11 protein-coding genes are annotated in these 14,002 nt (G+C 43.1%); 8 read left to right on the plus strand and 3 right to left on the minus strand.

The window, feature by feature from the left end; genetic code table 11:
* Nucleotides 1-92: 92 nt before the first annotated feature.
* A complete protein-coding gene (locus tag AC2A4J_RS13055) occupies nucleotides 93-1,187 on the minus strand; it encodes an amidohydrolase family protein (protein ID WP_484176327.1) in 1,095 nt (364 codons plus the stop codon).
* 147 nt (nucleotides 1,188-1,334) lie between these two features.
* Nucleotides 1,335-2,099, minus strand: coding sequence for an undecaprenyl-diphosphate phosphatase (locus tag AC2A4J_RS13060; RefSeq protein WP_484176328.1), 765 nt, complete (start codon nucleotides 2,097-2,099; stop codon nucleotides 1,335-1,337).
* Between the two features lie 181 nt (nucleotides 2,100-2,280).
* Here AC2A4J_RS13060 and zntR point away from each other — a divergent pair, with 181 nt between their 5' ends.
* Nucleotides 2,281-2,715 (plus strand): Zn(2+)-responsive transcriptional regulator, encoded by a 435-nt coding sequence (gene zntR, locus AC2A4J_RS13065; protein ID WP_484176329.1) that lies wholly within the window; start codon nucleotides 2,281-2,283, stop codon nucleotides 2,713-2,715.
* A gap of 17 nt (nucleotides 2,716-2,732) precedes the next feature.
* On the opposite strand, the gene AC2A4J_RS13070 is transcribed toward zntR, so the two are convergent.
* On the minus strand, nucleotides 2,733-4,400 hold the full coding sequence (locus AC2A4J_RS13070; RefSeq protein WP_484176330.1) for a sensor domain-containing diguanylate cyclase: 1,668 nt from the start codon (nucleotides 4,398-4,400) through the stop codon (nucleotides 2,733-2,735).
* Nucleotides 4,401-4,688: 288 nt separating this feature from the next.
* On the opposite strand from AC2A4J_RS13070, the gene AC2A4J_RS13075 reads away from it, so the two are divergent.
* The 7 genes from AC2A4J_RS13075 (at nucleotide 4,689) to AC2A4J_RS13105 (ending at nucleotide 13,722) form a co-directional block, all read left to right on the plus strand.
* The gene (locus tag AC2A4J_RS13075; protein WP_484176331.1) at nucleotides 4,689-5,408 is read left to right on the plus strand and encodes a UTRA domain-containing protein; all 720 of its coding nucleotides are present in this window, start codon (nucleotides 4,689-4,691) and stop codon (nucleotides 5,406-5,408) included.
* A gap of 251 nt (nucleotides 5,409-5,659) precedes the next feature.
* Nucleotides 5,660-6,688 (plus strand): putative 2-aminoethylphosphonate ABC transporter substrate-binding protein, encoded by a 1,029-nt coding sequence (locus AC2A4J_RS13080; RefSeq protein WP_484176332.1) that lies wholly within the window; start codon nucleotides 5,660-5,662, stop codon nucleotides 6,686-6,688.
* A gap of 144 nt (nucleotides 6,689-6,832) precedes the next feature.
* Nucleotides 6,833-7,909 (plus strand): putative 2-aminoethylphosphonate ABC transporter ATP-binding protein, encoded by a 1,077-nt coding sequence (locus tag AC2A4J_RS13085; protein WP_484176333.1) that lies wholly within the window; start codon nucleotides 6,833-6,835, stop codon nucleotides 7,907-7,909.
* Nucleotides 7,910-8,004: 95 nt separating this feature from the next.
* A complete protein-coding gene (locus tag AC2A4J_RS13090) occupies nucleotides 8,005-9,654 on the plus strand; it encodes a putative 2-aminoethylphosphonate ABC transporter permease subunit (RefSeq protein WP_484176456.1) in 1,650 nt (549 codons plus the stop codon).
* 13 nt (nucleotides 9,655-9,667) lie between these two features.
* Entirely contained in the window at nucleotides 9,668-10,588 is a 921-nt protein-coding gene (locus tag AC2A4J_RS13095; protein WP_484176334.1) for an EamA family transporter, read from the plus strand.
* 41 nt (nucleotides 10,589-10,629) lie between these two features.
* Nucleotides 10,630-11,283: an HAD family hydrolase gene (locus AC2A4J_RS13100; RefSeq protein WP_255825886.1), complete on the plus strand. Its 654-nt coding sequence runs from the start codon at nucleotides 10,630-10,632 to the stop codon at nucleotides 11,281-11,283.
* Nucleotides 11,284-11,535: 252 nt separating this feature from the next.
* A complete protein-coding gene (locus AC2A4J_RS13105; RefSeq protein ID WP_484176335.1) occupies nucleotides 11,536-13,722 on the plus strand; it encodes an OsmC domain/YcaO domain-containing protein in 2,187 nt (728 codons plus the stop codon).
* The last annotated feature ends 280 nt before the right edge of the window (nucleotides 13,723-14,002 follow it).

The raw sequence follows: 14,002 nt of genomic DNA on the forward strand, positions 1-14,002 counted from the left end.
ATACACATCTAAAAGCATGGAACAAGTAGAGAAATTTAACAACGAAAGACAAAGAATAAACTATGCAAACTGCAAGAACCTATCAAATGTTATTACTTGCTGCATATTTGTGGAGCCTGATAATCGAGGTTTAATAATTTGAAATAATTCTCACCCAAGGCAATGTTGCGAAAGGCGTCATCATCAATATATTGCAGAATTCGGCTAGTCGCTTCCAATTCAGATTGATACACCTTAAAACTATTATTCCGAAAGGCGACAAAGTCAGACCCAGGCAAAATACGCTCAGAATATTGATTAATAAAAGCAACGTATTTGCTCCGATTTCCGAACTTACTAAAATAGTAATCTTCGAGAACACGCCACGAAATATCCAACATCAAGTTCGGATATTGATCTAACAAACGCGACAAAATAGCAATGTGCGTTGCAGCATCCAACGATTTTTGCTCATAAGAAATCCCCATATGCGCCCAAACAATTTTATTATCTGGATAGAGTGTTAACGCTTTCTCCATTAAGGGTAAATACAAAGTCGGTGTTGCATCGTTACCAATGTCTGAATGAATCGTAATTGGGTAATCTCTGGCTCTTAACTCCGCCATAAACCCCGCCCACTTTGTGATGTCTTTTGGTGTCGCTGGTTTATGTCGATTATTAAATTGAGCTTGCTTAACTAAATTGACCTCCCCCATCCAATGGAACAAACCAGGGTATTCCTTTTCATACAGCTCCATTAATGCAACAGTTGGTTCTGGGTTTGATAAATCCGTGAACGTCATCGACAGAGTAAGATGAAGGTCATCGGGCTTGTACTCCACCATGTTCGCAGCATTAACAAAATCATTTCGCGTCGTCGGTGAAACAGGTGTGCCAGGGCATTTTAGATAATTAGAACAAGAAGAATTAGCTGGCAACATTTGCCCAATGCCATAAACATTAGCAAAACGCACCGTAGTACGAGACAAATACTCATTTACCTCATTAAAAGGAATCGCCCGCCCGTCAAATGGTCGGTAATGCAAATGCGTGTCTACAACCGGAGTATAAGGCTCGGTTTCTCGATCGTAACAAGCTGAAGAACCTCTAAAAGAATCTAATGAACGATTTACAGGAGTGTTATCAGAAGAAGCACAGCCACCCGCTAACAAGGAAGCCAAAATGGCGAAAGGAAAACAACGACGCATGACAAACATCCCACTGAATCACATTGAAAAGGTAAACAGAAAGGAACATTACAAAACATCCCTTCCGATGTGTAAACCACTATATCACTGTAAATCACAACACTAGGAAAATCGTCTTAAGCTATAAGTCATAGATAAATGAAATTATCACGCAAAAGCCAATAAAAGAACGCCAAATAAAATGCGATACCAGCCAAATGCCACAAAGGTAAATTTTTCCAAAAACACCATAAACAGCTTCATAACAATAAAAGCACTTAGAAAAGCCACTACAAACCCAATTGCCAAAGGTACCCACAAATCCCCCGAGAACTCGTTATAATTGGAAAGAAGAGCATAACCCGAAGCAGCCATCATCACAGGTAACGCCAATAAGAAGGAAAACTCCGCACTGGCCTTTCTGCTTAATCCCACAAGCAAGGCCCCCACAATCGTTGAGCCTGCACGGCTGGTACCGGGAATAAGCGCAAAAATTTGGGCAATACCGACCCACAGAGACTGCTTAAAATCCAGATCATCCAAGCTATTCACTCTCGGAGACTTATGCTTTATAAACCTCTCTGTCAGTAAAAAAATTCCACCTCCGATAATAAACATGGTCGCTACGACAGACACGGAAAACATCGCTTTTATTTGATGCCGAAATAAAAAGCCCACTATAGCAACCGGTAAGAAGGCCACGAATACCTGGCACCATAAACGAAAATACTTCACAGAAAAACGCTCTTTATAATTCGCGACAACCGCCAAAATAGCCGCCAGCTGAATAATCACCTCAAACGCTTTATTGCCTTCAGATTGCTCCATTCCCAACCATTGACTAACAACAATCAAATGGCCTGTTGAAGAGATAGGTAAGAACTCTGTCGCTCCCTCAACCAGTCCAAGAATGACACTATGAAATACATCCACTACAACCTACCTTCCACTACTTACGACGACTGGACCATTCAATGAAATCAAATGCATAATCATTTGCGCCGGCAATGTAAAACATTTTAGGTGAAAGAAAAATAAAAAATGCTTAACGAGAATCTTGACCTAGGACCTAGATCTAAGGTTTATACTGAAAGGAAATAAACAGGAGCAAGAAATGTATCGCATAGGGGAACTAGCAAAGGCCTGTGACATCAACAATGACACATTACGCTTTTACGAAAAAAACGCCCTACTCAGCCCATCAAGTCGATCTGAGTCTGGTTATCGTCTTTACACTGAAAAAGACAAAGACATTCTGCAATTCATCCTACGCGCAAAGAACGTTGGATTCACTCTGGCAGAAATTCGTGAATTACTTTCAATTGAAGTCAATAAAGCCGACAACGCGTGCGCTGATGTTAAAGAGCTTGTCGACACCAAACTCTCAACTGTCGAAAGGAAACTTGCGGAACTCACTCGTTTTCAAACCTCACTCAAACGACTATCCGATGCCTGCTGTGGCGGTGAAGAAAGCGCCGAGCATTGCACCATACTCGAAGCGCTAGAATCCAATACAGATGATGTCCGTCATGAACATCATCATGATTAATAGGAAAAATTCACTTTCTAAACACTAACAACAACCCTATTTCGTCCTTGTTCTTTAGCGCTATAAAGAGCCGCATCTGCACGATTCAGCACCTGCTCATAGTGTGAATCATCAGCGTGGTAGATAGCTACACCAAAACTAGCCGAGACAAATAAGCCATCATTCATCTCTTCTTTTTCAAGCGCTGCCCGCAGAGTCTCAGCAATAATTTCAGCCTCCTCGACACTGAATTTTGGCAATAAAACCGTAAACTCTTCACCACCAAATCGAGCAACCATCCCCTTACTTCCGACCAGGCGAGAAAACAGGACAGCCATTTTTTTGAGTACAGTATCGCCAACCGTGTGGCCATATACATCATTTACTTTTTTAAAATAATCGACATCGGCCATAATCACAGCGAACGGCCGCTGGGATTGCTTCGCTAAATTATATTCACCAAGCAAGGCCTCATCTAAAGCCAAGCGATTATAACTTTGTGTTAGTGGGTCTTGTCGTACAATCACTTCTAGTGATCTATTGCTGGCTTCCAGTTCGGCCGTTCGAGTGCGTACTTTTGTTTCTAACGTGAGATTCATTTGCATTAAAGACTGTTCTCGCACCAATAAAGAAGACATCATTTTTTCTAATGAACAACTCAGGCTCGCAACTTCGCTCAATTCACTATCATCTTGGAAAGTCGCATTACGATTTCCTTGCTGAATACTTTGAGCTGTGAGCGCCAACCTTTCAAGAGGACGACTTAAAGTACTCGCAAATTGGTAAGCCAAGAACATGCAAAACAAAGTGGCAAGCCCTCCAAACAATAGCAATAATCTATGTACTTCATTAACGGTTGCCATAGCAATAGACATTGGCTGACGTACGACAATTTGCCAACCTAGATTGGTAGATTTAGGAGATAGCACTGGAACTAAACTGGTCAGATACTTTCTATCATCTTGCCAGATTAATGATTTGAATTGACCTTCATCTGGCAACCCTTCAGGGACTTTAATATCATTCAGATGATTGTCAGGGTATAAAACATTATGACCATTATCGATAATAAAAATATCGATTGCTTTTCTTTTAGACGCTTCAGTCAGGGAAGACTGCAAAACCTCTCTTACCCACGTCCAATCTGCATGAGTGGCGACCACACCTTTAAGTTCACCATTTTCGCCAATGACTGGTGCAGCAAAATCCACAAAGCGAATTGGGGCGCCGTCTTGCGGCTTAGGAAGCATTTTTTCGAGTAATAACGCCTTATGAACATCACCAACAAAAGGGCCTTCACTGCCATGTATAAACCAAGGTCTCTGGCTAACATCCGCTCCTGCTAGCATTCCATTACCTGACGCAAGCACTATTCCGTCAACATTAGCAAAACCAATCCAAGCGTAATTTTTATAAGAGTTTTTAATTTGATCTATCGCATCTTGTAACTCGCTTAAATTTTGACCTTTAAACAAGGAAGAGCGCTTACTAAGTAAAGAAATTTCGCGCTCACGCTCACGTAAGTTTGCAGTTAGCGTATTTGAAACAGATTGGCTAAGGCTTACTAGTGACTCGCCACTCGCTTGCGAAAGACGAGTTGAGGTAAGCTGGTAAAAAGAAGCAATGAGCACCAAGCTCAAAGAAAAAAGCAAACCACCAGATAACAAAGTGACTCGCATTCGAAACGTGTCAAAGCCTCTTAACATGAATGGTAAACCTGCTAATAAATAAAAGTTAACTGCGTGTTTTTTTCTGCATGATATCACACCTACTCTTGCGCTTTATATACACAATTGTAGACGGTCCATCCACAAACATATAATAAGTTTTAACGCATCAAGATTGGGCATTTTTAACCTTGTCACTCTCTACCCGCTCAATTTATGTGCTCGATTCCAAAAAAGTACGAAAATTCACTTTTTGATTTTTAAGTCAAAAACAAAAAATAGTATATTAAGACTCGTTTTTCATTATCTTTTATTTTCAGGCACTCCATGTCCAGCAGCCATTACCAACAAATACAACGTTACTTTAGTGAATTAATTGCAAATAACACCTTGCTAGCTGGTGCCAAGCTGCCGTCTGAAAGAGAAATAGGTGAACAATTCAAACTAACTCGTATCACGGTTCGACAAGCCCTGCAAAACTTAGAAGCAGAGGGTCTTATTTATCGGCAAAATCGTCGCGGTTGGTTTGTTACTCCACCCACTGTGGTCTATGACCCAGCCAGTTACCTTAGTTTTAACTTATATGTGGCCGAACAAGGTTGTCAGCCATCCACGCAAAAACTGGTGCAACAATTAGAACCCGCAACGGCTCATATTGCCGCCCTTATGGGAATTCCTGAAAACACACCTGTGCTGTTTTTACATCGCCGACGTTACATTGATCAACGCCCTGTATTGATCGAAAAAATGTACATTAATATTGCACTATTACCTGGCATTGAAGAGGAAGATCTCACCCAATCGTTAAGCCAACTGCTAAAAAGTAAATATCAAATTGAATATCACAATATGGATTTATTCTTTAAATCCACTTCGCTTCCCTCTCATGCAGCAAACGATCTAGGGATTTCAGCGGGTCAACCAGGGCTTCATATCGAAAGAATTAATTACTTAAGTAATGATGAAAAAAACAAGCAAGTAATTGAAATTGATTACGAATTTTGGCGACATGATGCCGTTACAATAAACATTTCTATTCGAGATTAATACATCTCAACTACCTAGCTCTTTTTTCCAACCAATAAAAATACACCATCTTACCCAGCCCAATGTATTTTCTATTTTTAGTGAGTTTTTTATTTACTGTCATATGAATGACATTTTTGGCTGCTATTTTGCATTAACAAATCTGGTATAGACCAGATTAACGAGTTGATGCTTTTTTGGTGCTAAGAGTCCTATCTACTCACCAAAATATTCATCACCTCTCATTCAATACAAATGATGGAGAAGTGAAGATGACACAGAAAGCCCTTTTTAAACGTCTTGCCGCCACGGCTGGTATCGCATTGGTTTCTATTTCTGCTCATGCAGCGAAAACAGAACTAACGGTTTACACCGCGATTGAAGCAGAAGATCTTAAAAAATACGCAGCGCGTTTTAACGAAGACAATCCAGATATCAAAATCAACTGGGTACGCGACTCTACTGGCATCATCACGGCGAAATTATTAGCCGAAAAAGACAACCCTCAAGCCGACGTAGTTTGGGGACTTGCCGCCACCAGCTTAATGCTATTGAAAAATGACGGACTTTTAGAAACCTACAAACCAAATGGCTATAACAACATTTCGCCAAAATTCAAAGACACTAGTAAAGAACCTGTTTGGGTTGGAATGGATGCTTGGATGGCTGCAATCTGCTTCAACACAGTAGAAGCCGAAAAATTAGGTTTGCCAAAACCAACCTCTTGGCAAGACCTGACAAAACCAGTTTACAAAGACCACATCATTATGCCAAACCCTAACTCATCTGGTACTGGCTTTCTTGACGTAAGCAGCTGGTTACAAATGTTTGGTGAGGACAAAGGCTGGGGTTACATGGATGCCTTACACAATAATGTTAGCCGCTATACTCACTCTGGCTCTAAACCTTGTAAATTGGCCGCTTCTGGTGAAATTCCGATCGGTATTTCTTTTGCCTTCCGCGCGGCAAAATCGAAAAAACAAGGCGCACCATTGGATATAGTGTTTCCAACAGAAGGCCTAGGCTGGGACATGGAAGCAACGTCTATTATCAAAGGGACGAAAAAGCTAGAAGCAGCAAAAACACTCGCAGATTGGACCATTTCTAAAAAAGCCAATGAAATGTATAGCGAAGGCTATGCCGTTGTTGCCATGCCTGGCGTCGCTAAATCTATCGAATATTTTCCTGAAAACGCGGAATCATTGATGATAGATAATGACTTTGAATGGTCTGCTAAAAATCGTGATGCGATTCTTACCCAGTGGCAAACACGTTACGACAGTAAAAGCGAAGCAAAATAAGCACATTATGATCGCAGGATAGCTTTACTTTTCACTTCGATCATTTTCAATTGAACCGTGTGAACAACGCGGTTCAATTGTTTTGTTTCAGGACCCGCGTCCATCTTGATTAATTAAACGCTCACGACTGAAAGAGGACCTATCATGTCCAACCGAACGTACTTGGAACTGCATAATATTGATCAAATGTTTGGCACACACCAAGCGCTAAAAAACGTTTCATTGAACATTGCCGAAGGAGAATTCGTCTGCTTTCTTGGGCCTTCTGGCTGCGGTAAAACCAGCTTATTACGCATAGTCGCAGGACTCGACACGCCAACCTCTGGGCAAATTTTTCAAGCAGGACGCGACATCACCCACGCACCAGTCAACCACAGAGATTTTGGCATTGTCTTTCAATCTTATGCGCTGTTTCCCAATTTAAGCGTCGCCGACAACATCGCTTATGGTTTGGTATCCCAAAAAGTATCCGCTAACGAACGGCGTGCGCGCGTAACAGAACTATTAGCAACCGTTGGTTTATCTGGCAGCGAAGGAAAATACCCAGCGCAACTATCAGGCGGACAACAACAGCGCGTTGCCTTAGCGCGTGCCTTAGCCACATCGCCCGGTTTATTATTGCTCGATGAACCGCTATCGGCCCTTGATGCTCGTGTTCGTGCGCATTTGCGACAAGAAATCAAACAGCTTCAAGAAAAACTGGGCGTAACCACCATAATGGTAACCCATGATCAAGAAGAAGCCTTAACCATGGCGGATCAAATCGTCGTGATGAACCAAGGAGTGATTGAGCAAATCGGCACACCACAGGACATTTATGCCAACCCTACTTCGCCTTTCGTTGCCGAGTTCGTGGGCGAAATGAATTTCCTAAGCGCCAAGGTCAGCGGAGCAGGTCAAATGCAATCTGGCAACTTAACCTTGCATTGCGATGCACCATCAAATCTCCCTCTTGGTCAGGACGCGCAATTAGCCATTCGCCCTGAAGATGTACGTTTTCAAGCCGACAACTCTGCTAGCAATATTCTTAACGCTCAAGTGCTTCACTTAGAATTTTTAGGCTCTAGAGTCCGCTCGTCATTAAAATTAGATGATCACGAGCGTCCAATTATTGCCGACATTTCTATGAATGAAATGTCTCGCCTCAACCTAGTGCTTGGACAGAATGTGGTATGTCAGTTACCTCATGACCGCCTGCATATTTTTGGAGGTGCTGCATAATGTATTCAGCAACACAACAAGCTGAAAATAGAGCCAAACAAGCGCCTCAACCCACTTCTCGCAGCTATTTATCCCGTCTTCATAAACGCCGTAGTATGGACGAATGGTCATTAGGTGGCATTTTAATCATTGGCGTATTAGGCCTGTTTATTTGCGTGGTTTTACCGCTGTATTCTTTGCTTTCAAAAAGTGTAGAAAACAGAGAAGGAGAATTTATTGGCTTAGCCAACTTCGCGCAGTTCATCGATACGCCAAGTTTGTATAGCTCTGTCAGCAACTCTTTATTTATTGCATTTTTGTCAATGGTGATCGTCACCAGCTTAGCCTTTTTAACCGCTTACGCGATCAGCCGCACACGCATTCCATTAAAAGGATTTTTTCGCATTGTCTTGGTCTTGCCAATTTTAGCGCCGTCTTTATTGCCAGCCATCAGCTTGGTGTATTTATTCGGTAACCAAGGTATTTTGAAAGAAGTCCTAATGGGCGAAAGTATCTATGGGCCAATTGGTATCGTTATCGGTTCATGTTTCTGGACCTTTCCTCACGCTCTAATGATCATGTTGACCGCATTGGCAAATACAGATGCTAGGTTATACGAGTCCGCAGAAGTGCTTGGTGCCTCGCCGATGCGCACCTTTTTCACCGTGACCTTACCAGCCGCTAAATACGGCATCATCAGCGTTGCTTTTGTAGTGTTCACATTGGTTATTACGGATTTTGGCGTACCAAAGGTGATCGGCGGACAGTTTAATGTGCTCGCAACAGATATTTACAAACAAGTCATCGGCCAACAAAACTTCGAAATGGGCGCTGCAGTCAGTGTGATTTTATTACTGCCTGCAGTGTTAACCTTTATCACCGACCGTTGGTTACAGCGTCGCCAATCTGCGCTTCTAACGTCAAAAGCCGTACCATGGACGCCTCCCGTTCGAAACATTGTTGATAAGGTATTCTTCACCTTAATGATCTTAATGTCGGCGATTATTTTGGGCGTGATCGCCATGGCGGTATACGCCTCGCTAGTCACTTTTTGGCCCTATAACCTATCTCTATCATTGAAGAACTACAACTTTGATCTTATGGATGGCGGTGGCTGGGACTCCTATTGGAACTCAATCCAATTAGGTATATATACAGCACTAATCGGCACTGGTTTTATCTTCTTCCAATCCTATTTAGTCGCCAAATTAGCAGGTTTTAAACTGCTAAAATGGTTCTTTCATTTATTTGCTATTCTGCCACTGGCCGTGCCTGGATTGGTGTTAGGCTTAGCTTATATCTTCTTTTTCAACGCACCAAATAACCCGCTTAACGGAATTTATGGCACCATGGCGATTCTCGTCATCTGTACCATTAGCCACTTTTATACTGTATGCCATCTTACGGCGACAACGGCATTAAAACAGATTGACCCAGAATTTGAATCTGTTTCCGCTTCCCTCAAAGTGCCACAAATACTCACCTTCTGGCGTGTGTCCTTGCCAGTTTGTATGCCAGCGGTATTAGACATTGCGAGTTACTTATTTGTGAACGCAATGACGACTGTCTCCGCTGTGGTATTTTTGTACTCCTACGATACAAACTTGGCATCTGTAGCGGTCTTAAATATGGATGACGCTGGCGACATTGCTCCTGCTGCCGCCATGGCAGTCATGATCATGCTGACGTGTATGGTGGCTCGTCTTATCCATTGGATACTGGGAAATGTGGTACTCAAACATACACAGCATTGGCGTACACGCTAGGAGCCATTAATCGATGACAATCACCGCCATAATACTGGTTTTAATTTCCACCTTCATGCACGCTGGCTGGAACTTCTTTGGAAAGAAAACAAGTCCAACTTTAGGTTTTTTCTTCTTAACCATGATAGCTGGTGCGGTGTTGTTTTCTCCTTTTGTTTTCTGGCAGTGGCATTTAGTCGCCGCTTTTGATCACGAGATTATAATTTTGTTGTTTGCGACGGGCTTGTTTCAGTCGCTCTATTTATGGGGCTTAGCGGAAGCTTATCGAGCGGGGGACATGTCTATCGCTTACCCGATCGCTCGCTCTTCACCATTAATCATTGTCGCGATTTCCAGCACACTACTTGGTCAGCAAAGCACGATTTCGTCACAAGCCGTAGTCGGTATTTTGATGATTGTCATCGGTTGTTTATTCATTCCATTGACCAGCTTTAGAGATTTCAAACTAGCAAATTACCAAAACCGTACCACGGCCTTTGCTCTGCTGGCCGCTTTTGCAACGGCTGGTTACTCTCTTGTCGACAACCGCGCAACGGAATTAATGCGTGGTTTGACGGATGCTACTGGCACAACATTAGCCAGCCCTTGGCAGGTATCTTTGGTTTATGTGGCGCTGCAGAGTGCTTTCGCGGTTATTTGGATGATCTGGTTTGTTTTGTCCACACAAAAGCAACGCTTAACTTTTCGCAAAATGCTTACCAAGCAATGGCGTATAGGCTTACTAACCGGCGCCTTAATGCTGGGAACCTATTCACTGGTCATCCTCAGTATGGCATTTGTTAGTAACGTCAGCTATGTGGTCGCCTTTCGACAATTAAGTATTCCTCTTGGTGTGCTATTGGCTGTCATTGGTCTTGGTGAGTCACTCAAACTCCCTAAAATTGTAGGCGTATTTATTACTTTTATTGGCCTTATTGCTGTGGCATTAGGCTAAATAAATACCATTTTTCATCTGTTTTATTATAAGGAAAAATCATGGCTCTGGCCTTTTTCGATCTTGATAACACCCTAGTCGCAGGCGATACCGCCCAAGCATTTTCTGAATACATGGTAGCGAGCGCCCTGCCAACTCCAGACGACTTCCTAGCCGTCAACCTCGCCTACATGGAAGACTATGATGCTGGCACGCTAAACCTGGAAAGCTACATGCATTACACACTATCGCCATTATTCACGCTAGACGAAACACAACGGACTGTATTCATCACCGAATTCATTCACAACATTGTCAAAGACATGGCGCTACCTAAAGCGATAGAGCTGCTGGAACAACACAAAGAAGCAGGCGACGAGCTTATTATCATCTCCGCCACAGGCACTCATTTGGTCGCACCGATTGCAGCTTACCTTGGTGTGAAGCACGCGTTAGGTGTGGATATTGAATACAAAGAAGGCTTAATTACCGGTAAGCTGGTTGGCACACCAACCTTCCGTGAAGGCAAAGTAATTCGCGCAGAACAATGGGCCAATGAAAATGGCTACTCTATGGACGACACCTACTTTTACAGCGACTCGCACAATGATTTACCACTGTTAGAAAAAGCACGCTTCCCTATCGCAGTAGACCCAGACCACATCCTAGAAAAAACAGCCAACGAACGTAGCTGGAAAGTGATGAGCTTGCGTTAAAACACACACCATGAATCACCAGATCAAAAGTGACGTCACTTTTGATCTGGTCTTGCCGAGCAGAAAATGACCACCTCTTTCGTACTCCATATTACTCGCAAGAAAATCAACATAACGTCATTGAGTTTTTCAGAAAAAACAATTTGATTTTACTCAGCCTCCTCTATCACCGATAATCCCCGCCAATGACTCGACTTTGCCAACAACAGGCTTTGGTAGAGCAACTCGCATACAAAGTGGAAACCCTATCCAATGGAAATCAAAGTTAATTTTCTCGACAATCTGAGACTTGAAGCCAAGTTTGACGATTTTACCGTTATTACCGATCAGCCGATTCGCTACAAAGGGGATGGCTCAGCCCCCAGTCCATTCGATTACTTTTTAGCATCATCAGCTTTATGTGCGGCCTATTTCGTCAAGGTCTACTGCAAGGCTCGCGATCTTTCGACCGACAACATCCGCTTGTCGCAGAACAACATTGTCGACCCAGAAGATCGCTACAATCAGATTTTCCAAATTCAGGTCGAGTTGCCAGAGGATATTTCCGACAAAGATAGAGAAGGCATTCTGCGTTCTATTGATCGCTGTACCGTAAAAAAAGTCGTACAAACTGGTCCAGAGTTCAAAATTGACACCGTTGAAAACCTAGACGCAGACGCTAACGCCATGTTGATGGGTCAGCCTGATGGCGCAAAAAACACGGTCATCCTAGGTAAAGACTTACCGTTAGAGCAAACCATCGCCAACATGACCGCCATGCTAGCGGACCTTGGCATGAAGATTGAAATCTCCTCATGGCGCAATATCGTGCCTAACGTTTGGTCATTGCATATTCGTGATGCGGCGTCGCCTATGTGTTTCACCAACGGCAAAGGCGCGTCGAAAGAAAGTGCCCTGTGCTCTGCTCTTGGTGAGTTTATCGAGCGCCTGAACAACAACTTCTTTTATAACGACCAATTTTTTGGCACAGAGATCGCCAACAGCGACTTTGTGCATTACCCCAATGAAAAATGGTTTGCGTTAACCGAAGACGATTCCCTGCCAGAAGGCATCTTGGATGATTACTGTCTAGAGATTTACAACCCAGACGACGAGCTGTTTGGTTCGCACTTGATCGATACCAATTCGGGCAACAAAGCACGTGGTATTTGTACGATTCCTTATACCCGCCAGTCCGATGGCGAAACGGTTTACTTTCCGTCAAACCTTATCGAAAACTTGTTCCTAAGCAACGGTATGAGCGCAGGCAATAATCAGCAAGAAGCGCAAGTGCAATGCTTGTCAGAAATTTTAGAACGTGCCGTTAAACGCCAAATCATCGAAGATGAAATTGTCTTACCAGATGTCCCAATGGAAGTATTGCAGAAATACCCAAGCATCCTTGCTGGCATCAAAGGGTTGGAAGAGCAGGGCTTTCCTATCGTAGTGAAAGACGCCTCCCTTGGTGGTCAATTCCCCGTGATGAACGTCACGCTCATGAACCCTAAAACGGGCGGTGTATTTGCCTCGTTTGGCGCGCACCCAAGTTTAGAAGTTGCGTTAGAGCGTAGCTTGACCGAACTCATGCAAGGACGTAGCTTCGAAGGCTTAAACGATATACCAAAGCCAACGTTCAATAGCATGGCCGTCACCGAACCCGAAAATTTTGTAGAGCACTTTATCGACTCAACCGGTGTCATCTCTTGGCGCTTCTTCAGCAATAAGCACGATTATGACTTCTGTGAATGGGACTTTTCTGGCACCAGCGAAGAAGAAGCCAGTGCCATGTTTGGCATCTTGGAAGAGTTAGGCAAAGAAGTCTATGTGGCGGAATTGACCGATCTAGGCGCATCTGCTTGTCGTATTTTAGTACCGGATTATTCCGAAGTGTATCCAGTGGAAGACTTGGTATGGGACAACACCAACAAAGCACTGGACTATCGAGAAGATATCTTGAACCTACATTCTTTAAACGATGAACAGTTAACTGATTTAGTCAATCGTCTCGAAGAAAGCCAGCTTGATAACTACACCGATATTCCAACCTTAATTGGCATCGTATTTGATGAAAATACCGTCTGGGGCCAATTAACCATCATGGAGCTGAAGATCCTAATCTACTTGGCTCTTGGCGCTCATGAAGAAGCTTTAGAACTGGTTGGTGAATTCTTGCAATTCAACGACAACACAGCAAAACGCGGTCTCTTCTACCAAGCCATGAACTGCGTGTTAGAAGTCACTCTAGACGAAGAGTTGGAACTGGATGACTTTATCCATAGCTTCAGCCGCATGTTCGGCAAAGACGTCATGGAGAACGTCGTCGGCTCCGTCACTGGCGGCGTGCGCTTTTACGGTCTAACCAAAACCAGCATGCAACTTGAAGGCATCGAACCGCATTTACGCTTAATTGAGAGCTACAAGAAATTGCATCAAGCGCGTAAAGCCAACGCCGCGAAATAATCTAGATTTATTTTATAACGTTAAGCGTAAAAAGCGAACCTTCGGGTTCGCCAGACTGCAGATAAAGCCCTCGCCATTCGACGGCGATTTTTTTATAATAACGTCATAATTAAAGAACATCCACAAACCCAATCTACTTTAGTGATTTTCTCCATCGACGAGTTAGTACACTGTGATCACTTGCTTCGTGCGATTAATCGAACAATCAATTTTTCGTTTCTGTATGATCTGGGTAAACTGTTATTTATTGGATACCTTTTCGGCATTTTTATATAGCGCC

This window comes from Marinomonas sp. ATLA20 (assembly GCF_057180105.1).